This is a genomic window from Streptomyces sp. NPDC001914 (genome assembly GCF_042891215.1).
Classification (GTDB): Bacteria; Actinomycetota; Actinomycetes; order Streptomycetales; family Streptomycetaceae; genus Streptomyces.
The window spans coordinates 65,338-91,017 of record NZ_JBIASW010000025.1; the positions used below are offsets into that span (position 1 = coordinate 65,338).

Consider the following 25,680-nt stretch of genomic DNA (forward strand, 5'->3'; position numbering starts at 1 on the left):
ACCCTGCGGGGCCCGCGCCGTGCTCACAGCGTCTCGACGGCCGTGAGCAGCCGGTCCACCGCCTCGTCGACCGTGGAGCGGGGGCAGCCCAGGTTCACCCGCATGTAGCCATGGCCCTCGGCGCCGAACTTCTGTCCCTTGTCCAGCCACAGCCGCGCCCGGGTGAGCATGAACCTGTCCAGGGACTCGGCGTCCATCCCCAGTCCCCGGCAGTCCATCCACGCCAGATACAGGGAGTCGGCCGGCAGGACCCGCACCTTGGAGGTGGCGGAGTTGACCGAGCGCGCGAAGTACCCGTGGTTGCCGCGCAGATAGGTGAGCAGCTCCTCCAGCCAGGGCTCACCGTGGGTGTAGGCCGCCTCGGCCGCGACCATGCCCAGCAGGTTGACCAGCGGAAAGACGTTGCGGTCGTACTGGCGTGCCAGTTCCGCCCGCAGCCTGGGATCGGGCACGAAGACGTTGGCGCTCTGCAGCCCGGGAAGATTGAACGTCTTGCTGGGAGAGGTGCAGGTGATGCTGTTGCGTGCGAACTCCTCGCCGAGCGAGGCGAAGGGGATGTGCTCGCGCTCCGGGTCGAGGACGAGGTCCTGGTGGACCTCGTCGGAGACGACCAGGACGTCGTGCCGGGCGCAGATCTCGCCCATGGTCCGCAGTTCGTCCTCCGTCCACACGTTGCCTGTGGGGTTGTGCGGGTGGCTGAGGATGAACACCTTGGTGTCGGGGCGGATGGCGGCCTCGAAGACGCGGGCGTCGAACTCGTAGCCGTCGGCGGCCCGTCGCAGCGGCGCGAACGCGAGGTGCCGGCCGTTCAGCAGGACGTCCTCGTGGAAATGGACGTACACCGGGGGCTGGATGAGGACCGAGTCGCCCGGGGCGGAGAACGCCTGCACGATCGTCTTGAGGGTGGTGATGATCCCGGCTGTCTGCATCACCCACTCCCTCGGGACCTCCCAGCCGAACCGCCTGGCCTGCCAGCCCGTCACGGCGCCGAGATAGCTGTCGGTCGCTCCGCCGGGATACCCGAAGACGCCGAAGTCCACGGCCTCATGGAGCGCGTCGATCACGGCCGGGGGCGCCTTGAAGTCGGTGTCGGCGACCCACATCGGCAGCGGGTCGGCCGCGATCTCGTCGGCCGTCAGGAACTCGTGGGCGGCGGCCCACTTCATGGAGTTGCTGTGCCTGCGGTCGACGACGACGTCGAAGATGGATCCGGACCCGGTACCAGGGGCGTTCCGCGGTGTCCGGCCGTGGGGGGCGGTGTCAGGTGCCATGACGGGATGCTAGCCACGGGAGGTGCGGGCGGTTCGCGAACTCCGCCCCTCCCCGCGGTCACAGGGTGAGCAGTTCCTCGTAGAAGCCGCCGAACTCCCTTTCGCGGTCGACGAGATGGATCTCCAGGATCCAGTGACAGGTGCGGCCCGCCTTGTCGGTGCGGCGCAGGGGGGTGTCGTTGGCGGGGGTGATGTACGACTCCGTGTCCGCGCCGTCGATCCACTCGTGCGGGAACTCGCCGACCAGGTGCCCGGCGTGCCAGCCGCCCAGCGCCCACCCGGCAGCGGCGGCCAGCCGCTCGACCTCGGCGTACAGCCGCTCGCCCGTGATGTCGGGGGTGTCGGCGAAGAACCGCCTGCCGGCGCCGAAGATCCGCGGCAGGTCGTCCCGCAGCCGGTGCTTGACCGGGTCGTCGCCGAGGACGAACGTGCGGCCGAAGTCGGCCTCGTACTCCTCGAAGATGGGCCCGAAGTCGGCGAACACGATGTCGTCCGAGCCGAGCACCCGGTCCGGCGGGTTCTCCTTGTACGGCTTCAGTGTGTTGGGGCCCGAGCGCACGATCCGCTTGTGCCAGTGCCGCGTCGTGCCGAAGAGTTCGTTCGCGAGGTCACGGACCTGGTCGCTCACCGCCCGCTCACCCTGCCCCGGCGCCACCAGCCCGCGTTTCTCGATCTCCACGAAGAGCCGCGCCGCCTTCGCCTGGGCGTCCAACAGCCGTGCCGCGCGCGTCGGTTCGTCATGAGCCATACGGGGAACGTAGAGTCGACTGCACTTTCGAGTCAATCGGATTGCACCCCTGCCCCCGTGCCGCGTGCCGCGTGCCGCGTGCCGCGTGCCGCGTGCCGCGTCAGACTCCCACGGCCACCACCATCAGGACGACCACCAGCAGGCCGACGTACGCGGCGGAGTGGACGCGGTCCGGGACCCGGCCGGTGACACGTCGCGCAACGGCGATGGTGGGCAGCGAGCCTAGGAGCAGGGCGGCGCAGGCGGTCGGATCGACGTATCCGAGGCGGCCCGTGGCGGCCGACGCGGTGGGAGCGAGGGCGTAGACGAGGGTCGCGGCCAGGGCGACGGGGACGCTGAGAGGGTTGGCCGTGGCGGTCGCCTCGGCCATGGGAAGGCCTCTGCGGCGCAGCAGCGGAACGGTCATGACGCTGCCGCCCACCCCCAGCCCGGCGGCCACCAGGCCGATGCCGAACCCGCCCGCTGTGACGGTGCCGCGGCCCAAGGGCCTCGGCACCCTCCGGGGCGCCGTGGTGAGGAAGCCCTCCCGGAAGAGGCTGTCGGTGATGGTCACCAGCAGGTAGGCGGCGAACAGCAGGCGCAGCGCCGTACCGCCGATCAAGGTGGCCGCGAAGGAGCCGGCGGCGGCACCCGCCGCGATGAACCCCGCCAGGGGCCAGACGTACGCGCGAAGCAGCCGGCCCGCGCGCCACTGGACCAGGGCCGCCGCCACGGCGTTGACGACCATGACCGCCGCCGAGGTCGCCACCGCGATGTGCATGGCGTCCGCGCCGGTTCCCGGACGTGCCGTCGCGGTCAGTACGCCGTAGACGACCGGGACGGTGACGAAGCCGCCGCCGAAGCCGAAGAGCACGGCCGTGACGCCGGTCAGGCAGCCGAAGAACAGGAGGACGAGGAACGAGGTCAGCATGGCTCCGACGCTAGAGATCACGCCGCCTGGCGGACAATCGATGAACTGCCGACTTCCTACGCGGATCAGACACGGGCGTGCTGCAGCGTACCCTCGCGGCATGCGCAACATCCCGGTCGCGGAGGTGGACGACCTCGACCGTGCCGTGCTGGCCATCGGCACCGACTACCCCCAGGACCACCTGCTGCCCCGGCACGAGCACCGCCGAGCACAGGTGCTGTACGCGGCCACCGGCGTCATGCGGGTGGAGACGGACGACGGCACATGGACGATTCCCACCGCCCGTGCCGTCCTGATCCCGCCCATGACCCGGCACCAAGTCACCATGACGGGGGTCAGCACCCGCAGCCTCTACATCGAGCCCGCCGCCGTGCCCTGGTTCCCGCGCCGCTGCCGGGCCGTCGACGTCTCCGCCCTGCTCCGGGCCCTGATCCTCGAAGCCGTCGAGATGGAGCCGCGCTATCCCGAGCACGGCCGTGACGCCGCGATCGTCACCCTCGTCCTGCACGAGCTCAAGAACCTCACCCCCCTGCCCCTCGATGTGCCCCTGCCCTCCCATCCACGACTGCGGGGCCTGTGCGAGGAGTTCCTGCAGAGGCCGACCATCCACGATCCGCCCGCCCGCTGGTGCACGGCCCTCAGCATCAGTGAACGCACCCTGGCCCGCCTGTTCCGCGACGGCACGGGCCTGAGCTTCTCCCAGTGGCGGCAACGCGCCTGCATCCTGCACTCGCTGCGGCATCTCACCGCGGGCACACCCGTCACCCGCGTCGCGGCACTGCTGGGCTACGACAACCCCGCCGCCTACACGGCCGCGTTCAAGAAGCTCCTCGGCCGACCGCCGACCGCGTACCGGAGCCCTGGCATCACCGGCATCATCGACATCACCGGCGCCGGGGAAGAGCGTGGTGACGTGCGACGGCGACGATGAGCAGACCGGCCGCCCCGAGGATCAGCCCACGCCCTCCAGCGCGATGCCGACGCGAAACGCTCCGCTCTCTGCCATGACCCGATTCCAAGACCTTCACACCAATGTGAAGGTCAACCGCTGTTCGAGAACCGACATGCGGCCGTCACGGAGTCGTCGTGTGCCGGTCGATCCAGGCCAGGGCCGCCGTGCGCTCGGTCTCCGTCGCCGCGGGGCGCAGCTGGTCCGGGTGGCGGATCAAGCAGTGCTCGCGGGCCGTCCGCAGGCCGATCGCCCGGGCCTCCGGGGAGAGGCCGGGATGCTCGGCGACCTCCAGGGCGCGCTGCCACCAGCTCCGGCTGCGGATGTCGACGGCGTAGTGCCACAAGGGCTGTTCTGGGTGGGCCACGCCTATCAGCACCCGGCGCAGGACGTGCTCGCCGATGCCGGGGGTGCCGATCAGCCGGTCGGCCACGAACAGCGGATGCTCCCCGTCGAGGCGGGCCCGGACCAGCACCCAGGTCATCAGCTGGCCCACGTCGTGGGCGCGCGAGGTGACGAAGTCCCACAGCTCGGCGGCCTTGGTCTCGTCGGGAGCGCCGAGGTGGGTCAGGAGCCGCAGTTCGTTCTTCCACACGGGCCGGGCACTGTTCCACCAGGTGACCAGCTTTCCCGCGGCCGGATGGTCCAGGTCGAGCGCGAGACAGGTCAAGGTGACCAGTGGGTGGCGCCATTCGGTGTACGTGGTGCGGTACCGCTTGGTGAGGTCCTTCAGCCGCCGCGGAAGCAGCGCCTCGATCTCGACCCCGGTGGCCAAGTCATGGGCGAGGAGGAGTTCGAGGCAGAAACCGAGCCCCTGCAAGCCGGTGTCCGGGTCGGCCACCCGCTCCCGCAGCCAGCGGACGTCGGCGTCGGTGAGCGTCCGGTACCGGTGCCACACATCGCCCAGCGCCCCCTCGTAGGCGGTGAGATCGGGCCCCGTGCCGGACAGGAGTCCGTCCCGGGCGGCCTCGTAGCGGTCGACGGCGGCCATCACCTCGGCGGTCTCGACGCCGACGAGCGCGGAAGGACCGGACCGAAGCGCCTCCTCCCGTACGAGGTCCACGTGGTCGACGGCCGCGCCCGCCGCGAGGACGCGCAGCGCGTGCGGCAGCCGTTCGTCGGTGCTGAAGCGGACCGCCGAGAGGGCGGCATGGCGGAGGCCGGCGTGGTGGTCCGCCCGCGTCTCCCGTCGCCAGTCGGTCGTCACGCCCGCGACGAGGGCGTCGTACAGCTCGCGCAGGGCGCTCGCCGGGGTGTCGGAGGCGGTCAGTTCCGCCGCGAGGGCGACCGCCGCCCGTACCGCGTCGGGCTCGTGCAGCGACCGGTGCAGCGCCAGCCAGGCGTGGACCGTACCGCGGTCACCGGCGAGCGCGAACCCCCGGACCGCGGCCAGGGCCCGCTCGGACGGCACCTGGCGCAGGACACCGGCGGTCGGGGAGCCGAGGGCCTCGATGATCTCCCACGCCTCCTCGTGGCCGTGGCGCAGCAGCGCGTGAAGCACTTCCCGCCAGGCGGCCCACTCCGCGAGCCGCTCGCCGTGTTCCCGTCGCCAGGCACGCAGCAGCCGCTCCGTCTCGTCGGGCGTGAGTCCGTCCCGCCGCTCAAGCGAGACCGCGAACCGTGTCGCGGCGGCGAGGTCGAGGGGGCGGACAGCCGATCGTGGAGCCAGCCGGCCTCGGCCGGGGTCAGCGGCCGGTATTGGAGGAAGGGGGCACTGCGATTCAGCGGCTCGTCGAGCGCGCCGAGGAACTGGCGTACGCCGTCGGGGTCCGCGGGGTCGGGGAGGCCCGACTCGTCCCGGTGGGTGACCCGGTCCAGCCGGAAGGCGTTCTTCGGCCCGCCGTCGACCACCCGGAATCCGGTCGGACCCTCGACCGCGAGAAGCCCGGCGGCGACGACGGAGTGGTCGCCGCCCCAGTGCAGGAGCAGTTCGCCCGTCAGGGCGCCGGAGCGGTCGAAGGCACGCTGATGGGACTGCCAGTGCCAGTACGCAAAGGACGTGGGGTCGGTGATCCCCCGTCCGGCGAGGAGTTCGGCGGCGTCCCCATGGCCGTCGGACTGGGTGTAGCGGCTTCTCCTCGGCGGCGGCAGGGCGAGGAACCCGTCACCGCCGAGCTCCCGCCACCAGGCCGTGATCGTGGCGAGGTCCGAGCGTCGCGGCTCCGCACGGTGCGTGGGCGATGCCGTGTCGGGGCTGTTCACGTGCTGCTCCCTCGGTTCTTCGGGACCGTCCCGAACGACTGCTCTATCCGGGACTCACGATGTCACGGGGGTCTGACATCCCCGTCCGGCATCCCCATCCTGACTTCGCGCCTTCCCGTTCCCGACTTCGCGACTTCCTGACTTCCTGGTTTCTGGGCATGCCGGCTTCCTGCGGTCAGTAGCCCCAGGGGCTGAGTTCGAGGATGGCCGCGAACAGGTGCTCCCAGACGTCGTGCGCGGGCTCGTCCCTTTTCACCGAGAGCGGTTCGAGGGCGGCGGCCTCGCGCAGGAAGTCCGCCTTGGCGTCCTCGCCCGGGTACGCGTCCCAGCAGGCGCCCATGTAGCGGTACACGGCCTCCAGGAGTCGTACGAAGGTCTCGGTGTCCCGGGCGAAGGGGAACGGCCCGTCGTCCTCACGAACCATCGACACCGCGCCGGTGTCCGGGGCGACGAGCACCCGGCCGGTGTCGCCGTACGCCAACTCGAAGGTGCCCAGGTGCAGCAAGCCGTTCTCGTCGGGTTCCTGCCCCCGCGCCTTGCCGTCCTGCCAGGCCAGGGTGAACGTGGCGACGCCGGCGGCGAACCATGTCGGCAGCCCCGCCGTCACGGCCAACTCCCGTGTGGGCGCATGGGTCAGTGCCGCAGGAAGCTGATCCTGCGTCAGCAGCACCGTGCCGTCCGCGTCGAAGGCCTCCTCCAAGCGGGCTGTATCCAGAAGGACTTCGGCCGCGCTCGGCCCCGTGAACCACGGCGCGCCCTCACCCCGGGAAACGGCTTCGGAGTCCGCAGGGCCCTCGGCCACCGCGTCCCCGCGCTCGAGCACCACGACCCCTCGCGGCTCGCAGAACATGACGCGGCCGCCTCCGAGCGGTTCGGGCTCCTCCCAGGTGACGGGCTGGTGGAGGCCGTGGTCGTCGTCCGGGTCGAAGAGGACGGGGCCCTCGACGGCGGTGTCGTACGGCCGCTCGGTGAACTCGCCGTCGGCGGGGGCCGGGACCCGTACGCCGGTGGCCGCATCGAGCCAGCGCTCCCGGGTCCACTGCGACCACACCTTCAGCAGGAGACGGCCGTCCGGTGCCTCATGGACCTCGACACCACCGTCCCCGCTCAGGTTCGGCTTGGCCCGGTAGGCGCCGACCGGCCGCCACCAGGCCCAGACCGTCCGCCACGGCATGCCCGGCTCGGCCTTCGCGACGAGGTCGGCGTAGGCGTCGTGGCCCAGCACCTTCGCACCGAAGTGCAGCCACGAGGCGAACTCGGCGCGCGGCACCTCGGCGCCCTCGAGGATCGTGAGGGCCTGGGCGTAGGCCTCGCGGCCCGCTCCCCCGCCCGTGGCGGGCAGGTCCCGAAGGGTCTCGGGGTCGGCTGCGAGCAGGGCCGCGGGGGAAGCGAACAGTGCGTCAAGATCCATGCCAGTCATGGGGACATGCTGCCAGTCGCCGCTGACAGCGCGGTCGGACCGGCCCCGTACGGCGGCCACGGGGCGCTGCGGTGCTGTGGAGGCAACCAAATCCCTTGCCTCCACCCGCCGGTCTATTTATAGTCAGGGCGACTATTAAGGAGTCGTCCGTGAACTGGAACCTCAGCTGGACCGAAGCGCTCGGCTTCGCCACCGGCGCCGTCTGCGTCTGGCTGGTGGCCCGCCAGCACATCGCCAACTGGCCGGTGGGCATAGCCAACAACGTCTTCTTCATCGTGCTCTTCCTCGAGGCCGGCCTGTACGCCGACGCCGGCCTCCAGGTCGTCTTCATCGCGCTGGCCGCCTACGGCTGGTGGACCTGGGCCCGCGGCGGCGGACCGGCCACCGCCGGCTCCCTGCCGGTGCGCGGCACCACGCGTGTCGAATGGGTCTGGCTCGCGGCCGCCGGCGTCCTCGGCACCGCCGCCCTCACCCTGCTGCTGGACCGGGCCACCGACTCCACCGTCCCCTTCTGGGACGCGCTCACCACCGCGCTCTCCCTGGCGGCCACCTACGGCCAGTGCCGCAAGCTGCTGGAGTCCTGGTGGCTGTGGATCGCCGCCGACCTGGTCTACATCCCGCTGTACGCCTACAAGGGTCTGTACTTGACCTCCCTGCTGTACATCGGCTTCCTCGCCCTGTGCGTGGCCGGCCTCATCGGCTGGCGGCGCGCCCTCGCGGCAGCCGGCGCCCGCCCCGCGACGGCGGTGACCGCGTGAGCGCCGTCGCCCGCCCATACCGGCACGGTCTGGTACTCGGCAAGTTCTATCCGCCGCATGCCGGTCACCACCACCTCGTCCGCACGGCCCTCGCCCGATGCGACCGGCTGACCGTGCTGGTCTGCGCCGCCTCCGTGGAGTCGGTGCCGCTCGCCGACCGGGTGGCGTGGATGCGCGAGGCCCACCCGGAGGCCGAGGTCGTCGGCGCCGTCGACGACCACGCGGTCGACCTGCACGACCCCGCGGTGTGGGACGCCCACATGGCGGTCTTCCGTACGGCCGTCCCGGAGCCGGTGGACGCCGTGTTCACCTCCGAGTCGTACGGTGCCGAGCTGGCCCGACGGTTCGGGGCGGCCGAGGTCACCGTCGACCTCGACCGCACCACTTACCCGGTCTCCGGCACCGCCGTACGCAAGGACCCGGTGGGCAGCTGGACGTTCCTCGGCCCGGGCGTGCGCGCCGCCCTCGCCCGGCGTGTGGTGGTCCTGGGCGCCGAGTCCACCGGCACCACCACGCTCTCGCGGGCGCTGGCCGCCCATTACCGCGCGCGTGGCGGCGTCTGGTCGGAGACCGGCTGGGTACCGGAGTACGGGCGTACGTTCAGTGAGGAGAAGCTCGCCGCCCTGCGGGCCACCGATCCGGGGGCCGACTGGGCCGAAGTGGAGTTCTCCTCCGAGGAGTTCCCCGTCATCGCCCGCCGCCAGGACGACGACGAACAGCGGGCGGCCCGGCGCGGCTCCCCGGTGCTCTTCTGCGACACCGATTCCTTCGCCACCGCGATCTGGCACGAGCGTTACCTCGGCTCGCCCAGCGCCGAGGTGGCGGCCGTCGCCGAGCGCATCCCGCGCCACCTGTACCTGCTCACCGACCACGAGGGCGTGCCCTTCGAGGACGACGGGCTGCGCGACAGCCCGGACCTGCGCCCGTGGATGACCGGCCGGTTCAGGGAGGAACTGGAGCACACCGGCCGCCGGTTCCTCCTGGTCACCGGCAACCCCGAGGAACGGCTGCGCACCGCGGTGGCGGCGGTGGACGATCTGCTCGCCGAGGGCTGGCATTTCGCCGACCCGCTCCCGGAGAACCGGTGACGACGCCCCCTCAGCGGAACTCGTGGACGACCTCGATCTCGCCGACGATGTGGGCGTTGAACTCGTCCAACTCCTCAGCCGGTACCCAGAGTTCGAGGATGGTCCGGCCGCCCGCCTGCTGCACGGGATACCGGCTCACGAAGTCCGACTCGACCTCGAAGCGGGTGACGAACCCGACGCCACTGTGCTTCACGTTCCAGTCCCGCGCGATCCTGATCGCGTAGTCCTCATTGAGCACGGGGTAGAAGATCGGCTGCTCGGGCAACCGGGGCGGCCACGCACGCCAGTTCAGCTCCCGGACCAGATCCAGCTCCACGGGTCCGGTGGGTCGCCACAGGGTCGTCGTCGCTGGTCGGCCGGTCATCTGCGTCACTCTCCGAACGGGGGCCGCGGGTACGGCGGGTCGGGATCCCGGACGATACAGGCACCGCGAACTCGCAGGCCACACGGTTTCCGCGCCGGGTAGGCGCGCGCCCGGGTGCGACGAGCCGCGCCGCGCACCGCCGGAACCGCTCGCCTCCTGTGGTCGTCTTGTGCGCTGACTGTGTACGTGGCAGGGAGACGGGGGACGTTGTGACGCGGAACGTGAAGAAGGCCGGGCTCCTGGTGGTGGCCCTGGCGACGGTGTTCGGGGCCTCGGCCTGTGGTGGGCAAGGCGGTGCGGCGGCGGACGGCAAGTCCTCGGCGCGGGGCACGGGAGAGGCCGTGGCGCCCTACGGAGGCAAGGCCTCGTCCGGCTGGGCGCCGACGGCCGACGGCGCCGGGGGGACGTCGTCCAGGACCGCGCTGGCCGCGGCGGCGCCCACCACCCGGAACGTGCCGTGGAATCTCGACATTCTGGACCAGCGGTCGCGGCCGCTGAACGGCAAGTTGACGACCACCGCCACGGGCAAGGGCGTTCACGTCTACGTCATCGACACCGGGATGGACGTCGCCCACGCGGAGTTCGGCGGACGCGCCCACCTCGGGGCCGACTTCGTGGGCCCGCGGGACTCGGGTGACTGCTTCAGCGAGGCGGGCACCGGTCACGGCACGTTCGTCGCGGGCATCATCGGCGGCAAGAAGTACGGAGTGGCGCCCAAGGCGGAGCTCGTACGGGTTCAGGGCATCGTGTGCGAGAGCGAGGGCGGCGGTTCCGCGGCGGCGGCCGAGGCGGCCCTGGTGAAGTCGGTCAAGTGGGTCACCGCGCACGCGCAGAAGCCCGCCGTGGTGAACATGTCCCTCAACCTCGGCCACCGGTCGGCGACCCTGGAGTCCGCCGTGAAGAAGATGGTCGACGCGGGCATCCCCACGGTGGTGTCGGCCGGCAACTACCATGACGACGCCTGCAAGCACTCCCCCGCCGGCGTCCCCGGCACCATCGTCGTGGCGGCCTCCACCTCGAACGACCGCGTCTGGAACGACACCGGCTCCTACGGGTCGGGATACGGGCGGTGCGTGGACCTCTACGCCCCCGGTCAGAAGGTGAAAGCGGCCCTCGCCGGCGGCGGCACGGCCACGGAGACCGGCGGCGCGACGTCCTGGGCGGCACCCCACGCGACGGGCGTGATCGCGCTCTATCTGTCGGCGCACCCGCACGCCACGGCGAACCAGGTGCACGTCTGGCTCGACCACACGGCCACCCGCGGCGTCGTACGCGGAGTCCGCTCGGACACCCCCAACAGGCTCCTCAACACCGGCGGCCTCTGACCCGCCCGAACGTGAGCCCTGCCGCTGCGGCGCTCAAGGGATGTCGATGCCCCCGGGGGCCGGTCGCTTCAGTTCGATCTCGACGAAGGCCAGCGCGGAGGTGCCGGAGTTGACGACCTCGTGTTCGGCGCCGGACGGGCGGGTGTAGGACTCGCCCGCACGCAGGTGCGAGGTGGTGACGGTGCCGTCGGGACTGATCACGTCGGTCTGTCCGTCCGTGACGGGGACGACGAGGTAGGCGTACTCGTGCACGTGGCGGCCGGTGCTCTCCCGGGGCTCGAAGTCCCAGCGGGTGACCCGTACGCGCTCGTCCTCGTGCTGCAGGGTGGCGCGGGCGGTGGTGCTCATGGGTGATCTCCTCGTCGTCGGTTGCCGCACCCGTGCCGCGGACCGGTGAGGCAAGATCCCACGTCGCAGACTAGTCGCCGGATGCCACCCCGGCGGGGCGGGGTCGCCCTTGCCCGTGGGCGCCGTCCGATCCGCGCGCACGGCCTCTGACCTGCGCCGCGGCGGCACCTGTCCGCACCGATGCAAGTGGCACGGGGCGCGTCCCCCTCGTAGCGTGGGGCGCAAGCGCTCTGTGGGGTCTCAGCGTGCGGTCGCCGACCGTCGAGGCCGCGGGAGGCGGCCCAGAGCTGAAATCCTCGGCTCCTGTCGCGGAGGTCTTCCATGCCCCGAACCGTCTGGTCCGGCGCCATCTCGTTCGGTCTGGTCACCGTGCCGATCCACGTGGTCAACGCCCGGGAGGACCACAGCATCCACTTCCACCAGGTGCACCTGGAGGACATGGGGCGGGTCCGGAGCCGCAAGATCTGCGAGATCGAGGGCCGTGAGGTCGCGCAGTCCGAGATCGGCAAGGGCTACCAGTGGGGCAAGGACACGATCATCCCGGTGCTGGACGAGGAGCTGCGGGAGATACCGCTGCCCACGGCGAAGGCCATCGAGATCGAGGCGTTCGTGCCGCTGGACTCCATCGACCCGATCCAGATCGGCGACGGCTACTACCTGCAGCCCGACGGCAAGGTGGCCGCCAAGCCGTACACGCTCCTACGGAAGGCCCTGGAGCGGTCGTCGAAGGTGGCGGTGGCGAAGTACGCCTGGAGCGGCCGCGAGCGGCTGGGGCTGCTCCGGGTCCGCGGCGACGTCATCGTCCTGCACGCGATGCGCTGGTCCGACGAGATCCGCGACCCCGCCGAACTGAGGCCGGACGAGGTCGAGCTCACCGACGCCGAGATCGCCCAGGCGGAACAGCTCATCGACCGGCTGACCCGCGACGATCTGGAGGGTGAGGAGTTCACCGACCGGTACACCGAGGCGGTGGAGCAGCTGATCGACGCGAAACGTGAGCACCGCGAACCGCCCACGGCCGAGGAGCCGGAGGAGGCCCCCGGGCAGATCGTCGATCTCATGGCCGCGCTCAAGGAGTCCGTGGCCAAGGCCCGCAAGTCCCGGGGCGACGACGCCACCGTCCACGACATGCCCGAGAAGAAGGCCGCGAGCAAGAAGGCCACCGGCAAGAAGACCGCGGCCAAGCGGACGACGACCGCGAGGGCGGCGAAGAAGCAGCCCGCGGAGAAGGCGGCCAAGAAGACGGCGGCGCGCAAGCCGCGGCGCAGCGCCTGAAGCCGGACCGACCCTTGGGTGGGCAGGAGTACCGACCCCGAGGCCTACCGACGGCGAGGCTTTCCAATCCCGGGGCTTACCGACGGCGAGGCCTACCGACCGCGAGGCCTACCGACCGCGGGGCTTACCGACCGCGAGGCTTACCGACGGCGCAGCCTTCCGGCCCCCGCCGCCCGGGGTCGCGCCGCGGACAGGCGCCCCGCCGGGCCGTCGAGCCCCCGCTCGGCCACGAGCCTCCGCTCAGCCCGCGGAGGCGGGACCGGGCGGGATGTGCACGGTCATGATCAGGTGGCAGGTCCGGTCGCCTGAGCCGCGGTAGGTGTGGGGGGCGTCGCCGTCGAAGGTGGCGGTCTGGCCGGCCTCCAGGGGGTGCTCGGTGCCGTCGACGACGAGCACCATCCGTCCGGCGGTCACACTCACGGTCTCGACGACTCCCGCCTGGTGCGGGTGACTGGGATATTCGTCGCCCGGTTCCAGCGTCCAGCGCCAGACCTCGACCGGGGCCGGTCCCGAGGTGGTCAGCATCAGCCGCGCCTCGCCGCCCTTCTCGCCGGCCCACAGGGGCATGACGGCATCGGCGCTCACCACGCGGACGCGCCCCTCGGCCGGTCCCTCCATCAGCGCGGACACCGAGATGCCGAGGGTGTCGGCGAGGCGGACCAGGGTGGCGAAGTTCGGGTTGCCCTGCGCCTTCTCCAGTCCGACCAGGGCACCTTTGCTGACCTTGGCGCGGCGGCCGAGTTCGTCCAGGGACAGCCCGGCTCGGGTGCGGGCGGCCCGGACGTTCTGCGCGAGCGTCCGCAGTGCCGCTTCCGTCTCGGTCATCGGTCTCCCCTCCTGGCGCCGTTCATTCCACTGCACCACGCGGTCGTTCGGTTGACGAGCCCCGGTCGATGCGTTGTACGGTGTAGTCGTTCCATTGATAGTAAGGGATGTACCCGTGATCGCTCTGCTGCTGGCCCTGGGCAGCTCCCTTGCCTACGGATGCGCCGACTTCCTCGGCGGTCTCGGCGCCCGCAAGGCCCATGTCCTGCGCACCGTGATGATCGCCGCGCCGGCCTCGCTCACCGTCGAACTGCTGCTGTGGCCCGTTCTCGGCGCCTCCTGCTCCCCGGCGACCCTCGCCTGGGGCGCGGCGTCCGGTGTCGCCTCGGCCGCCGCGTTCGCCCTGCTCTACCGCACGCTGGCGATCGGTCCGATGAACGTGCTCTCGCCCCTCACCGCGCTGGTCTCGGCCATGCTGCCGGTCGGCGTCGGGATGCTGCAGGGCGAGGACCTGGGCCCGGCCGGGCTGATCGGCCTGCCGCTGGCGCTGGCGGCGGTGGTGCTGGTCAGCGCCGGAGGCGGCACCGGAAGCGTGCGGCCCTCGCGTACCGCGCTGCTGCTGGCCCTCGGCGCCGGGGCCGCCATCGCACTGCAGCTCGTCTGCCTGCACCAGGCGCCCTCGGACAGCGGCGTCGGGCCGCTCATCGTCGGCCGCGCGGTCTCGTCCGCCGTGACTCTCGCCGCGGCCGGAGTGATGTACCGCCGCCTGGGCTCGGAGAGGCCCGCGTACGGGATGTCGGCGGCGGCCGGTGTGCTGGACTCGGTGGCGAACCTGCTGTTCCTGCTCGCCGCCCGCGGCGGCGACCTGGCCGTCGTCGCGGTGATCACGGCCCTGTATCCGGCCGGTACCGTCCTGCTGGCCCGCGGCGTGCTGGCCGAGCGGATCCATCGCGGGCAGCTCGTCGGCCTGGGCACCGCCGCCGTGGCCGTCAGTCTGCTCGCCCTCACCTGACCCCGTAAGCGCACGGAAGGACCCGCATGTTCATCCAGCCCTGGGACGCCGCCCTGGACGACAACGAATGGCGGACCTGGATCGCCGACGGCCACGACTTCGGCATCCTCAGCGTCAACGGCCTCCCCGGACAGGCACCCGTCGTCGTGCCCACCCACTTCGCCGTGGACGACGCCGATCTGCTCATCCACCTCGCCCGCCCCAACCCCGTCTGGAAGGCGATCGAGGCCGACCCGAGCGTCACGTTCACCGTCACCGGCGACTACGCGTTCATCCCCGGACCCTGGCGCGCCAAGCCCGGTACGCCGCCCACCGACGGCGTCCCCACCAGCTACTACGCGGCCGTCCAGTTCACCTGCCGGGCGACGGTCGTCGACGAGCCCGGGGCCAAGGCCGAGCTGCTGCGCCGCCAGATGGCCCACTTCCAGCCCGAGGGCGACCACGCCCCCATAGAAACGGACCAGCCTCCCTACGGACGGATGCTGACCGGCATCCGCGGCCTGCGCCTGGACGTCACCGAGGTCCGCGCGAAGTTCAAGTACGACGACCACAAACCGGTCGAGCAGCGCACCGGCACCGCCCGGCGGCTCACGGAGCGCGGCACCGGCCTGGACACACCCACCGCGGCCCAGCAGCTCCGCCGGCTGGACCGCATCGGCCCCTGGACCCCCTGACCAAGCTCCCTCACCAGCTCCCTCGCACCCCCGCCCGGAACGGACCCACGGATGACCACCTTCCGCATCAGCCCCGCCGTCGCCGCCGCCTTCCCCGACGCTCTCGTCGCCGTCGTCACCGCCACCGGCCTGCGCGGCGACGAGCCCTGGCTCGCCACCACCGCTGCCCTCGAAGAACTGGAGCGGCAGCTCGCCGACTCCGCCTGGGCGCCCGCCGACGAGACCGATCCGCGCATCGAGGCATGGCACGCCGCCTACCGTTCCTTCGGCACCAATCCCCGCCGCACCCGGCCCAGCGTGGACGCCCTCGGCCGCCGCCTCGCCAAGAAGGGGGCCCTGCCGCGCATCAACGCGGCCGTCGACTCGTACAACGTCGTCTCCGTCCGCCACGGCCTGCCTGCCGGGGCCTTCGACCTCGACCACGTCACCGGGGACGTCGAGATCCGTCACGCCGACGGCGGCGAGACCTTCACGCCGCTCGGCGAACCCGACACGGTCGAGAACCCCCGCCCGGGCGAAGTCGTCTACGCCGACTCCATCGACGTACTCACCCGGCACTGGAACCACCGCGACGCCCACCGCACCCGCGTCACCGCCGGCTCCACCCACGTCGCCTTCATCCTCGAAACCCTGCACGCCGGCCGCGACGGCCGGCTCGTCAAGACCGCGGCCGCGGAACTCCAGGAGCTGCTCGCCCCGCACGCCGCTGGGACGACGGTGGACTACCTCGGCCCCGGTACCGACGCCTGAACCGCGACCCTCCGGGGTCAGACCGCCGGCTCGGGAAGCTCCCCCGGCTCGACCACGACGACCTCGACCCGGGTACAGCCGACCGCCTCCAGCGCGCGCCGACGCCGCGTGGCCGACCGTTTGTCGTAGCGGCCCGCGGCGGCCTGCGGCGCACCGTCCGGGTCGGTCCACGTCAGGCTGTACCGACGTTTCACAGTCGACATGCAGCCGATCCTCTCTGACGCCACCGGCTCGTGCGGGCGCACCCGACCGGTTCACGGTTCATACGATCCAGCAGCTTCACATGTCAGGGACCGCATCGGAAGGACCAGCGGGTGTGGCGGAGGTCATCGCCGCACGACGTGTACGCAGGGAGCCGCGCTCCACGGGCGCGTTCAGGGACGGTGGTCCTCCCTGCCGGTGAGGAGTCAGGGGGCGATTGCCGTGCCGGCCGGCGCTGGAGAGCCGGGGCGACGGCCGTGGCGGGCCGGTGCCGGAGAGCTGGGTCCACGGTCTGGCCGGGCCGGTGTCGGAGACAGGGTCGTCGGTCGTCCCGGGCCGTGTCGGTGGCAGGGGCTAGGGTGCGTCGCCGTGGACGCTTCCGATCTTGATCACCGGGCCCGGACGCAGTCAGGCTGCGTCCCCCCTCACCTGGTCTCCCGGCTCCTCGAACTCGGCCATGCCGAGGCGGTGGAGCACTGGGCCCGCCGCGGTGAGTGGTTCTGCGCGCGGGAGTGGGCGGGGCTGCTCGGCGAGCAGGGCCGGCAGGCCGAGGCGCTGGAGCTGCTCGCCCCCTACCTCGCCACCGGCTGGTGGACGGCCACCGAGGCCACCGCCGGGCTGCTGGAGCGCTGGGGCCGCGCCGAGGAGGCGATCGAGCTCACCCGGGCCCGGACGGCGAGGGGTCAGCCGAACGCGCTGGAGTCCTACGCGCGGCTCCTCGCCCGCCACGGCCGGAGCGAGGAGGCATTCACCCTGCTGAGGCCGCACATCGACGACTGGTCCCTCGCCAGGGCCATGGTCGATGTCTCGGCCGACGCCGGTCGCGACGACGAGGCCGACCAGCTCCTCGCAGCCAGAATCCCGGCCGAGCACCGGTGCGACTCACCGTGGTGCTGCCGCGGCTTGGACCCCGACATGGCGATCGGCCTGCTCGCCGTGGTCCGCGCGCGCCGCGGCCGCGTCGACGAGGCGATCGCCCTGTTGCGCACCCGCGGCGTCACCGCCCTCAACGGGCGGGACCAACTCGCCCGACTGCTGGCCCGGGAAGGGCGGATCGAGGAGCTGCGGACGTACGCGGCGACCGAGGACCTGGGGTACGCCGCCCACGAGCTGGCACGAGCGCTGGAGGAGCGCGGTGACGTCGAGGGCGCCGTCGCGGTCCACCGGCAAGCGGTCGACGCTTCCGTTCGCCGGGCCACCATGACGGTCCATCTGGCGCATCTCCTGGCGCGCCACGGCCGGGGTGACGAGGCGATCGACGTGATGGGGGCGCTGGCCGACGCGTCGGGAGGCGACGACTGGATCCTCCACATGTTGTGTTCTCTGTACGCCGATGAGGGACGGCCCGAGGACGGGCTGGCGCATCTCGACGCTCTCACCGAACGCCGGGGCGGCGAGGAGGATTGGGACCTGTTCTGGATACGGCTGCCGCTGATGGCAGCCTGCGGTCGCGTCGACGAAGGGGTCGAGCGGGCCCGGGCCCACCCCGAGGGCGACACCTCGTACGCGGCGCCGCACATCGCCGAACTCCTCGCCGGCGCCGGACGCGTCGGGGAAGCCGTCGCCGTTCTCGAACGGCACGCGGGCGCCGACAGCGCCGCGCTGGCCGGTCATCTCATCGACCTCGGTCGCGTCGCCGAAGCGGTGGAGGTCCTTCGGCGAACCGGTTCCCGGCCACCCGTCGAACCGTCGGCCGACCGATGGCGCGACAGCCCGCCGTTCTGAGGTTCCGTCCGACATCCGACACCCACCGTCCGAGGTGGGCAGGAAGCCGGGTGCCGTCGGTTCTCGACGGAACGGAAATCGGTCAACTCTCCACCGGATGGCGATAGATCAGCTCATTCCGGACCCATGAGCCCGGACCACCGCGCCGCCTCCGCACTCCGCGAGTTCACTCCCTCCCCTCCCTCACCCCGAAGGGCACGATCAAGCCATCTTTCCTTCACACGAGCCGCACAACAGGACCTAGAGTGTGCGCGTGACCGAGCAGAACTCCGAACTCATCGCGGGCCGCTACCAGCTGGTGGAACGCATCGGCCAGGGCGGCATGGGCCGGGTCTGGCGCGGCCTGGACCAGCAGCTCTTCGGACGCGAGGTCGCCGTCAAGGAGATCCTCTTCCCGCCGGGGATGGAGGACGGCGACCGCGTCACCCTGCTCGGGCGCTTCGCCGCCGAGGCGCGCGCCGCGGTGACTCTCAGCCACCCCGGAATCATCACGATCCATGACGTCGTGGAGCACCAGGGCGCCCCCGTGATCGTCATGGAGTTCATCCGCGGCCAGTCGCTGGCCGCCGCCATCCGCGGGCAGGGCCGGCTGCCCGTGCGGCGGGTCGCCGAGATCGGCGCCGCCATGCTCGACGCGCTCACCGAGGCGCACGAAGGACGCATCGTCCATCGCGACATCAAGCCCGACAACGTGCTCCTGACCAAGGACCGGGTCGTCCTCACCGACTTCGGCATCGCGCACCTCGCGGACGCCACGACGAAGCTGAGCCACAGCGGGATCGTCATCGGCACGCCGCAGTACATGTCCCCGGAGCAGTTGGAGGGCAAGCGCCCGACCCCCGCCAACGACCTGTGGGCGCTCGGCGCCACGCTCTACCACGCCGTCGAGGGGCAGCCGCCGTTCGAGGCGGAAGGGCTTCACGCCCTGGCCGTGGCCGTGTTCACGCGCCCGCATCGCCCGCCGGTCCACGCCGGACCGCTCGCGCCCGTACTGGAGGCGCTGCTCACGAAGGACCCGGAGCAGCGGGTGGGTGCCACCGAGGCCGCCGGAATGCTGGCGTCGGTGCTGCGTTCCTTCCCGGCGCGGGACGACGCGGCCGCCGAGCGGGAGCCGGGACCGGCGTCCGAGCGTGATCCCGTGCCGGACGCCCCGACGGAGCAGGCACCGCCTTCCGTTCCTCCCAAGCCTCGTACGCCTCCCAAGGCCGGAACGCCGGGGACGCCGCACGAGCCCACGGTGCTGGACTCGGGAGCGTCGGCCCCGGCCGATCCGCGGCGCCCCGCTCCCGGCCAGGACCGGGCCCCGGACGAGGACCCCGTCCAGGACCGGCCGCCCGTTCCGGACCACCCGCCGGTCCCGGACCACACCCCCGTCCCGGACGAGTCCCACGTCCAGGACGAGATCTCCGCTCCGGATACCCCCCGGTCCCCTGTCTCGGACGATCCCCCTGTGTCGGATGAGCCCCCGGTTCGGGACCAGTCCCCCGTCCTGGACCGGCCGACCGACCCGCCGACGGCCCCCGAACCCGTGCCCCCGGTCGAGGACTTGGTCACGCTGGGGACGACGGCCGAGATGGAGACGGGCGAGCGGAAGCCGGTACGGGCGCGCGCCCTAACCCGGCGCTCCGTGGTTCTGGGCGCGGCACTGGCCACGCTCGCGGCCGGTTCCGCCCTGACCTGGACTCTCTCGGGAGACGACAAGAAGCCCGGCGGCGGATCGACCGGCGGCGGCGCCTCGGCTTCGTCCGCCGTGACGGTGGTGATCGGAGTGGACACACCGCTCACCGGTGGCCTGTCCCCGATGGGCCTCGGCGTCCGGAACTCCGCCGAACTCGCGGTCGAGACCGCGAACGAGAAGGGGCTCGTCCCCGGCGTGAAGTTCGAGATCAAGACGCTGGACGACGGGTCCGACCCTGTCAGGGGTCAGCAGAACGCGGCCGGTTTCGTCTCGGACGCGAAGGTGCTGGGCGTCGTCGGGCCGTTGAACTCGAGCGTGGCCCGGACCCTGGTGCCACCGCTGAACCAGGCCGGCCTGGTCAACATCTCACCGGGCAACACGGCTCCCGAGCTGACACTCGGCCCCGACTGGGCCGCGGGCACCAAGTCCCGTCCGTACGACTCGTACTTCCGCACCATCGCCACGGACGTGGACCAGGGCCCGTTCGCCGCCCGTTACCTCTACTCCAAGGCCGGGAAGAGCAAGCTGTACGTCGTCGACGACAAGAGCCCGTACGGCACCGGTCTCACCTCCGGGTTCACAGCCGAGTTCGAGAAACTGGGCGGGACCGTGGTCGGCACGGAGCACGTCGATCCCGACCAGACCGAGTTCTCCGACCTCGCGGCCAAGATCGGGGCCTCGGGTGCCGACGCCGTCTTCGTCGGGGGCTACGACGCCACCGCTGGGCCGCTCTCCGAACAGCTCAAGCAGGACGGGGCCGACATCCCCCTGATGGGCGGCGACGGCATCCTCACCGACGCGTTCATCACGTCCGGCTCGAAGGCCGACGGCGACCTCGCCGTCAACATCGGTGTGGCAGCCGAGGACCTGGCAGGCGGGAAGGACTTCGTCGCCCGCTACGACAAGGCCGGGTACGAGGACACGGCCAACTGGTACGGACCGTACGCCTACGACGCGACCTGGAGCCTGATCGAGGCCGTCAAGTCCCTCGTGAAGGCCAACGGCGGCACGCTCCCCCAGGACGCCCGGTCGAAGATGCGACAGGCCGTGTCCGGGCTCGCCTTCGACGGCGTCACCGGTCGCGTCGCCTTCGACGCGTACGGGGACACGCGCAACCGGGGTCTGACGGTGTGCTCGGTGGCCGGCGGCCGCTGGGCGACCGTCACCAACGGGTCCGCGACCTCCTGACGCCTCCTGTCGACATATCGGTACAGGTACCGGCATCGACGGCACATCCACCGTCCCGGCAGGCCGTGGAGGCGGACCACGTGACGGGAGCCGAAAGCCGGTACGAACGCCAGGGCAACCGCGGCGGGCTTCTGGGTGTCTAGGCAGCGACACACCATCTGGTTCGCCGTGGGGGACGGCGAGTCCCGCAATCCCGAAGGGGGATTCCATGCGCATCCGCCCGGCCACCGCCGCCGCGTTCCTCGCCACCGCCCTTTCCGCATCGGCGGTTCCGGCAGCCGCCCAAGCGGCCGACGCGGCCGTGCCCAGCGACACCACGTTCTCGAACGTCGTCGTGAACGGCGGCAAGGACATCGTGCTCGGTCTGACCACCAAGAAGACCATCACGATCACATGGACGGCGAAGGACCCGGACGGTGTGGCCGCTTCCTGGGCCTACCTGTGGCACGGCCCCAACACCGACGACGCCGACGGCATCCTGCCGGCCTACCCGCCCGCGGGCACGTGCACGGTGTCGCCCGCCGACCCCACCACGTCCACCTGCAAGGTGAGCTTCGGCGTGGACGCCGCACGGGACTTCGACGACATCGGTCTCGCCGGCACCTGGAAGGTGCTCGCCGAAGCACAGGACACCAACGACGACTGGACGGCCGTCGATGTCGCCGGCACGGCCCGGTTCAAGCGGTACGCGAAGGCCACGGTGAACGCGTCGCCCGAGCCGGTGAAGAAGGGCAGGACGGTCACCGTCACGGGCAAGCTGAGCCGCGCGAACTGGGAGACCGGCACCTACACCGGTTACGAGGGCCGTTCGGTCCAGCTCCAGTTCCGCAAGAAGGGCAGCAGCACCTACTCCACGCTGAAGACCATCACCAGCGGCGGCAGCGGAGCGCTGAAGACCACAACGAAGGCCACGGCGGACGGCTACTTCCGCTTCGTCTTCTCCGGCAGCTCCACCACCGGCCCCGCCACGGCGACCGGGGACTTCGTCGACGTCAAGTGAGGACACCCCGGGTGGGCCGGGAGCCGGGAGGCCCACCCTGGGTACGAGGGCGGCTCGTGAAAGCGGTTCGCCCGGCTACTGCTCGCCGCCCCCCGCGAGCCGTTCGGCGACCCGGGTCCTGACCGTCTCGCGCAGTTCGTCCGGCGTGAAGCCGAGGGTGCGCAGGACCTGCGCGGCCGTGCTCTCCCCGGCGCTGACCAGGCCCAACAGCATGTGTTCGGTGCCGACCCAGTCGTGGCCGAGGTCGGCGGACGCGTGGCGCGCCTGCTCGATGGCCTCCTTGCTCTCCGGGCGGAAGGCGATGTGACCCCGCAGCGCCTTCTCCCCGGCCGGCGGCAGCGCTTCCTCGACCGCATCGCGGACGCGCTGCTCCGAGCCGGCCTGCGCCAGCAGCACCTCGTAGGCCAGGCCCTGCGGTTCCCCGAGCAGGCCGAGCAGGAGGTGTCCGGTGCCGATGAAGTCGTGCTTGTGCGTTCGGGCGGCTTCCTGCGCCAGCACGATGCTGTGGCGGTTCAGGTTGGTGAACCGCTCGAACGGCGCGGGCGCGTGACGCTGCTGGGCGGCCTGCTTGGAGACCCCAATGGCGTCACCGATCTGGGTCCAGGACGCGCCGGTCCGCTTGGCCTTGCTGACGTAGTGGTCGATGAGCTGGTCACCGAGATCGGACAGCGTCTGTGCGCGCAGTCGCGCCTCGCTGATGCGGGCCAGTTCGTCTGCTTCGGGAAGTTCCTCGTCGAGTCGAGCGATCAGATCGGCGAGGCTGATGTCGAGTGGACTCATGCGTCAATCTTAAGTTGACGGCATTCAAGCGTCAACCTGAAATTGACGATGACCCCCTCGCCCCTCGGATCGGAAACCACCGTCGAGAGCCTTGAGAAGACTTCTTTGCATAGATATCTTCTCATCATGCCGACCTCGCGACCGCGCGTACTGTCCGACATCGACGCGCTCAAGGCCCTCGCTCACCCCCTGCGGCAGGAGTTGCTGACCCGGCTACGGAGGCAGGGTCCGGCCACGTCCGCCGAGCTGGCCGCCGAGTTCGCGGAGGACCGCGGGGCGACCAGCTATCACCTGCGGCAACTGGCCCGATTCGGGTTCATCGAGGAGGACACAGCCCGGTCCGCCGGGCGCCGCAAGTACTGGCGGGCCGTACCGCAGGACGTACGGCTGCCGCGCCACCCGACGGACCCGGAGACCGCCGCGGCTGCGGAGGCGGTCGGCCGGCAGTGGATGGCGAGCGCCGATCGCGACCTGACCACGTACCTGTCCCACCGGGAGTCGTTCGGCGAGTTCGCCGCCGCAGCCATGCACTCCTTCGGCGGGACCACCCTCACCGCGGAGGAATTGGTCCAGTTCGGCGAGGAGTACATCGCCTTCCTCTCCCGTTGGCACCGCGAGCCGGATCAGGCGTCCCCCGGCAGCCGGCATGTCTCCGTGGTGTTCCACGCTTTCCCCACGCCCGAGGGCGGGGACGCCTCGTGACCGCCGCGCCCGTCCAAGAGGCCACCGAACAGCCTTCGTTATGGCGCAACCGCGAATTCCTCGCTCTGTGGAGCGGTCAGGTCGTCTCGACGCTGGGCGCCCAGACCAGCGGGACCGCGATGCCGCTGCTCGTCCTGGCGACCACCGGGTCGCCCTCCGACGCCGGGATCGTGGGCGCCGCCGGGACACTGCCCTATCTCGTCGCGCACCTGCCCGCCGGACCTCTGGTGGACAGGTGGAACCGCCGCAGAATCCTTCTGGTCAGCGAGATCTGCGGGGCCTTGGCGCTCTGCACCGTCCCGATCGCCATATGGCTGGACAGAGTCACGGTCGTCCATCTCGCCACGGTCGCCTTCGTGCAGGGCCTGTGCTTCGTCTTCTTCGGACTGGCTGAGCGCGCGGCCCTGCCCAAGATCGTTCCGACGACGCAGCTCCCTACCGCAACGGCCCACAACGAGGCCAGAAGTCGCGGTGCGGCCCTGGCCGGCCCTCCCCTGGGCGGCATGCTCTTCGGTATCGACCGCGCGGTGCCGTTCCTGGCCGACGCCGTCTCCTATGCTCTGGCCTGCATAGGACTGCTGTTCATTCGAAGCGATCTGCAGATCCGGAACACGACCGCTTCGGAATCGCTGTGGCGGGCGGCGATCACGGGGCTTCGCTGGGTCTGGCGTCACCCGCTGATCCGTGCCGCCATCCTGCTGATCGCCGCGAGCAACCTGATCTTCCAGGCACTCGTACTCATCCTCGTCGTCCTGGCCCGGCACCACGGCGCCACGGCCGGCACCGTCGGCACCATGCTCGGCATCTACAGCGGTGGCGGCCTGGCCGGAGCACTCGCGGCGAGCAGGCTCCATCGCCACTTCACGCCGAAGACCGTCATTCTCGGAGTCAACTGGATCTGGGCCGCGCTTCTGCCCCTGTTCGCCTTCACGTCCAACCCGCTTCTGATCGGCACCATCGGTGCCGCCTGCGCGTTCGTGGGGCCGCTGTGGAACGTCGTGATCATCAGTTACGCGTCCCTCCTGGTTCCCGACGAGTTGCTCGGGCGTGTCACCAGCGCGGCCATGACCCTGTCGTGGGGAGTCCTGCCCGTCGCCTCTCTCGGCGCCGGCTTCCTGCTCACCTCGCTCGGACCGGTCGGCGCCGTGTACGTGCTGGCCGCGGTGATGCTCGCCACCGCCGTCACCGCCACCGCCAGCCCGGCCGTCCGCAACGCGCCACCGCTCCCCCTGTCAGTGGACGGCACACCGGCGGCACATGAAGAAAGGGCGCCATGACTACTGACTTCGATGTCGCCGTCGCGCCTCCCGCCGACGAATCCGAAGGTGACTCTCGAGCCACACGGTCCGCCGCCGTCACTCGATCCATCGGGCCGCGGCCTCGTAGACCGTGGCCGGGGTGCTGTTGAACGCGATGGCCGCATCGGGCGCGTGGCGCCGGATCAGGTTGACCACCAGCTCCAGGAGTTCGACCTGATCGTCCGAGTGCCGCAGGCCACCGCCGACCGTGACGCACTCCCAGGGACGGGCTCTCAGTGCGTTCCCGACGACCGTCTCCACGTCGTCGGTGCCATCCAGGGCGATCAGGCAGGTTTCCACGCCCACCCCGTGTTCGGTGAACTTGCCCAGCCCCTCCTCGATCGCCTTGACCACCGGCTCGGGATCCCATGGCCCGGGCACCCGATGCGGGTCGAGCCCGATGACGAGGACGCGTGGTGAAGCGGCGGTGTCCATGGCTGGACCCTACGTGTCGAACGGCTCGCCGGACCTCAGCAACAGCGTGCCGTTGAGGTCGTCGGCTCGTCCGGAACATCCTCGGTCGGGCCGGCGCAGCAGGTGCTGCCCGGTTGCTTGGCGAGGTTGTCGGCGTCAGCCTTCACCACGTAGACCTCCCAGGGCTCCCGTCCGGGGCCGTGCACCCAGACCTTGTCCTGGAGGGCGTAACAGCAGGTGGTGTCGCTCTCCTCGGTGGTGGCCAGTCCGGCTTCGGCGAGCCGGACGGTGGCCGCGTGCACCGCCTCGGCCGTCTCGACCTCGACGCCGAGGTGGTCCATGCGGGTCTCCTCCCCCGCGGCGCCCTCGATCAGGACCAGCTTGAGCGGCGGCTCGACGACGGCGAAGTTGGCGTAGCCGTCGCGGACTTTGGCGGGCTCGGTGCCGAACAGTTCGGTGTAGAAGGCGATGGACGCGGCGAGGTCGGGGACACGGAGAGCGAGCTGGACGCGGGACATGGTGAGCCTCCTGCTGGGATACGGGTGGGTGGCGGGTCGGGAACCGGGGCTCAGCAGCCGTCCGACCGGGCCGGAGCGCCGACGCCGATCTGAAGCGTGGTCGGGGCCGCGCAGCAGCCTCCGCCGTCGCCGTCCTGCCGGGCGTCGGGGTCGTCGAAGAGGCCGGCGCCGCCGCAGACTCCGGTTTCCGGGAGGGTCAGTTCGACTCGCTCGGCGGCCTCTTGGTCCCCGGCGAGGGCGGCGGCGATCGAGCGGACCTGCTCGTAGCCGGTCATCGCCAAGAAGGTGGGGGCGCGGCCGTAGGACTTCATGCCGAC

The 25,680-nt window shown here is 71.4% G+C and carries 24 protein-coding genes and 2 pseudogenes; 13 read left to right on the top strand and 13 right to left on the bottom strand.

The window, feature by feature from the left end; genetic code table 11:
• Positions 1-23: 23 nt before the first annotated feature.
• The 3 genes from ACFYYF_RS38965 to ACFYYF_RS38975 form a co-directional block, all read right to left on the bottom strand.
• Complete coding sequence (locus ACFYYF_RS38965; protein WP_388783563.1) at positions 24-1,271, bottom strand: MalY/PatB family protein; 1,248 nt, start codon at positions 1,269-1,271, stop codon at positions 24-26.
• 58 nt (positions 1,272-1,329) lie between these two features.
• Entirely contained in the window at positions 1,330-2,019 is a 690-nt protein-coding gene (locus ACFYYF_RS38970) for a M24 family metallopeptidase (protein ID WP_388783566.1), read from the bottom strand.
• Between the two features lie 100 nt (positions 2,020-2,119).
• Positions 2,120-2,929: a sulfite exporter TauE/SafE family protein gene (locus tag ACFYYF_RS38975; RefSeq protein WP_388783569.1), complete on the bottom strand. Its 810-nt coding sequence runs from the start codon at positions 2,927-2,929 to the stop codon at positions 2,120-2,122.
• Between the two features lie 100 nt (positions 2,930-3,029).
• On the opposite strand from ACFYYF_RS38975, the gene ACFYYF_RS38980 reads away from it, so the two are divergent.
• Positions 3,030-3,860 carry an AraC family transcriptional regulator gene (locus tag ACFYYF_RS38980; RefSeq protein ID WP_388783571.1) on the top strand — a complete coding sequence of 277 codons (831 nt, stop codon included), beginning with the start codon at positions 3,030-3,032 and terminating at the stop codon, positions 3,858-3,860.
• A 142-nt stretch (positions 3,861-4,002) separates the two neighbouring features.
• On the opposite strand, the pseudogene ACFYYF_RS38985 reads toward ACFYYF_RS38980, so the two are convergent.
• A pseudogene (locus ACFYYF_RS38985) lies at positions 4,003-6,080 on the bottom strand (hypothetical protein).
• 175 nt (positions 6,081-6,255) lie between these two features.
• A complete protein-coding gene (locus ACFYYF_RS38990; protein ID WP_388783574.1) occupies positions 6,256-7,491 on the bottom strand; it encodes an SUKH-4 family immunity protein in 1,236 nt (411 codons plus the stop codon).
• A gap of 158 nt (positions 7,492-7,649) precedes the next feature.
• Between ACFYYF_RS38990 and pnuC the strand changes: the two genes are divergently transcribed.
• Both pnuC and ACFYYF_RS39000 read left to right on the top strand, forming a co-directional pair.
• Positions 7,650-8,258, top strand: coding sequence for a nicotinamide riboside transporter PnuC (gene pnuC, locus ACFYYF_RS38995; protein ID WP_388783577.1), 609 nt, complete (start codon positions 7,650-7,652; stop codon positions 8,256-8,258).
• Positions 8,255-9,346: an AAA family ATPase gene (locus ACFYYF_RS39000; RefSeq protein WP_388783580.1), complete on the top strand. Its 1,092-nt coding sequence runs from the start codon at positions 8,255-8,257 to the stop codon at positions 9,344-9,346. Before pnuC ends, ACFYYF_RS39000 begins: the two co-directional genes overlap by 4 nt.
• Before the next feature lie 10 nt (positions 9,347-9,356).
• On the opposite strand, the gene ACFYYF_RS39005 is transcribed toward ACFYYF_RS39000, so the two are convergent.
• Positions 9,357-9,710 (bottom strand): hypothetical protein, encoded by a 354-nt coding sequence (locus ACFYYF_RS39005; protein WP_388783583.1) that lies wholly within the window; start codon positions 9,708-9,710, stop codon positions 9,357-9,359.
• A gap of 209 nt (positions 9,711-9,919) precedes the next feature.
• On the opposite strand from ACFYYF_RS39005, the gene ACFYYF_RS39010 reads away from it, so the two are divergent.
• Entirely contained in the window at positions 9,920-11,035 is a 1,116-nt protein-coding gene (locus ACFYYF_RS39010; protein WP_388783586.1) for a S8 family peptidase, read from the top strand.
• Between the two features lie 33 nt (positions 11,036-11,068).
• Here the strand turns inward: ACFYYF_RS39010 and ACFYYF_RS39015 are convergent, their stop codons facing one another.
• Positions 11,069-11,383: a cupin domain-containing protein gene (locus ACFYYF_RS39015; RefSeq protein WP_388783589.1), complete on the bottom strand. Its 315-nt coding sequence runs from the start codon at positions 11,381-11,383 to the stop codon at positions 11,069-11,071.
• A 321-nt stretch (positions 11,384-11,704) separates the two neighbouring features.
• Between ACFYYF_RS39015 and ACFYYF_RS39020 the strand changes: the two genes are divergently transcribed.
• Positions 11,705-12,658: a Ku protein gene (locus ACFYYF_RS39020; protein ID WP_388783592.1), complete on the top strand. Its 954-nt coding sequence runs from the start codon at positions 11,705-11,707 to the stop codon at positions 12,656-12,658.
• Positions 12,659-12,898: 240 nt separating this feature from the next.
• Here ACFYYF_RS39020 and ACFYYF_RS39025 read toward each other — a convergent pair whose 3' ends face one another.
• Positions 12,899-13,483 (bottom strand): helix-turn-helix domain-containing protein, encoded by a 585-nt coding sequence (locus tag ACFYYF_RS39025; protein ID WP_388783595.1) that lies wholly within the window; start codon positions 13,481-13,483, stop codon positions 12,899-12,901.
• Between the two features lie 115 nt (positions 13,484-13,598).
• Here ACFYYF_RS39025 and ACFYYF_RS39030 point away from each other — a divergent pair, with 115 nt between their 5' ends.
• Genes ACFYYF_RS39030 through ACFYYF_RS39040 form a run of 3 tightly spaced genes read left to right on the top strand, consistent with a single transcriptional unit; the run spans position 13,599 to position 15,859 of the window.
• The gene (locus ACFYYF_RS39030) at positions 13,599-14,435 is read left to right on the top strand and encodes an EamA family transporter (protein ID WP_388783598.1); all 837 of its coding nucleotides are present in this window, start codon (positions 13,599-13,601) and stop codon (positions 14,433-14,435) included.
• A 26-nt stretch (positions 14,436-14,461) separates the two neighbouring features.
• A complete protein-coding gene (locus tag ACFYYF_RS39035; protein ID WP_388783600.1) occupies positions 14,462-15,109 on the top strand; it encodes an FMN-binding negative transcriptional regulator in 648 nt (215 codons plus the stop codon).
• Positions 15,110-15,160: 51 nt separating this feature from the next.
• Positions 15,161-15,859 (top strand): B3/4 domain-containing protein, encoded by a 699-nt coding sequence (locus ACFYYF_RS39040; protein ID WP_388783603.1) that lies wholly within the window; start codon positions 15,161-15,163, stop codon positions 15,857-15,859.
• 17 nt (positions 15,860-15,876) lie between these two features.
• Here ACFYYF_RS39040 and ACFYYF_RS39045 read toward each other — a convergent pair whose 3' ends face one another.
• The gene (locus tag ACFYYF_RS39045) at positions 15,877-16,062 is read right to left on the bottom strand and encodes a hypothetical protein (protein WP_361693909.1); all 186 of its coding nucleotides are present in this window, start codon (positions 16,060-16,062) and stop codon (positions 15,877-15,879) included.
• Between the two features lie 367 nt (positions 16,063-16,429).
• Here ACFYYF_RS39045 and ACFYYF_RS39050 point away from each other — a divergent pair, with 367 nt between their 5' ends.
• From ACFYYF_RS39050 to ACFYYF_RS39060, 3 genes are all read left to right on the top strand, one after another.
• Complete coding sequence (locus tag ACFYYF_RS39050) at positions 16,430-17,785, top strand: tetratricopeptide repeat protein (protein WP_388783606.1); 1,356 nt, start codon at positions 16,430-16,432, stop codon at positions 17,783-17,785.
• Between the two features lie 253 nt (positions 17,786-18,038).
• Entirely contained in the window at positions 18,039-20,651 is a 2,613-nt protein-coding gene (locus ACFYYF_RS39055) for an ABC transporter substrate-binding protein (RefSeq protein ID WP_388783609.1), read from the top strand.
• A 208-nt stretch (positions 20,652-20,859) separates the two neighbouring features.
• Entirely contained in the window at positions 20,860-21,651 is a 792-nt protein-coding gene (locus ACFYYF_RS39060; protein WP_388783612.1) for a hypothetical protein, read from the top strand.
• A gap of 75 nt (positions 21,652-21,726) precedes the next feature.
• Here the strand turns inward: ACFYYF_RS39060 and ACFYYF_RS39065 are convergent, their stop codons facing one another.
• Complete coding sequence (locus tag ACFYYF_RS39065; protein WP_388783615.1) at positions 21,727-22,431, bottom strand: Clp protease N-terminal domain-containing protein; 705 nt, start codon at positions 22,429-22,431, stop codon at positions 21,727-21,729.
• 126 nt (positions 22,432-22,557) lie between these two features.
• Here ACFYYF_RS39065 and ACFYYF_RS39070 point away from each other — a divergent pair, with 126 nt between their 5' ends.
• Together ACFYYF_RS39070 and ACFYYF_RS39075 are read left to right on the top strand one after the other, a co-directional pair.
• Positions 22,558-23,133 (top strand): ArsR/SmtB family transcription factor, encoded by a 576-nt coding sequence (locus ACFYYF_RS39070; protein ID WP_388783619.1) that lies wholly within the window; start codon positions 22,558-22,560, stop codon positions 23,131-23,133.
• Positions 23,130-24,410, top strand: a complete 1,281-nt coding sequence (locus ACFYYF_RS39075; protein WP_388783622.1) for an MFS transporter — start codon at positions 23,130-23,132, stop codon at positions 24,408-24,410. The genes ACFYYF_RS39070 and ACFYYF_RS39075 overlap by 4 nt, the downstream gene beginning before the upstream one ends.
• Before the next feature lie 78 nt (positions 24,411-24,488).
• Here ACFYYF_RS39075 and ACFYYF_RS39080 read toward each other — a convergent pair whose 3' ends face one another.
• The 3 genes and pseudogenes from ACFYYF_RS39080 to ACFYYF_RS39090 form a co-directional block, all read right to left on the bottom strand.
• A complete protein-coding gene (locus ACFYYF_RS39080) occupies positions 24,489-24,866 on the bottom strand; it encodes a hypothetical protein (RefSeq protein WP_388783625.1) in 378 nt (125 codons plus the stop codon).
• A 35-nt stretch (positions 24,867-24,901) separates the two neighbouring features.
• A complete protein-coding gene (locus tag ACFYYF_RS39085) occupies positions 24,902-25,363 on the bottom strand; it encodes an ArsI/CadI family heavy metal resistance metalloenzyme (protein ID WP_388783627.1) in 462 nt (153 codons plus the stop codon).
• A 50-nt stretch (positions 25,364-25,413) separates the two neighbouring features.
• A pseudogene (locus ACFYYF_RS39090) lies at positions 25,414-25,680 on the bottom strand (flavoprotein); the annotation flags it as partial.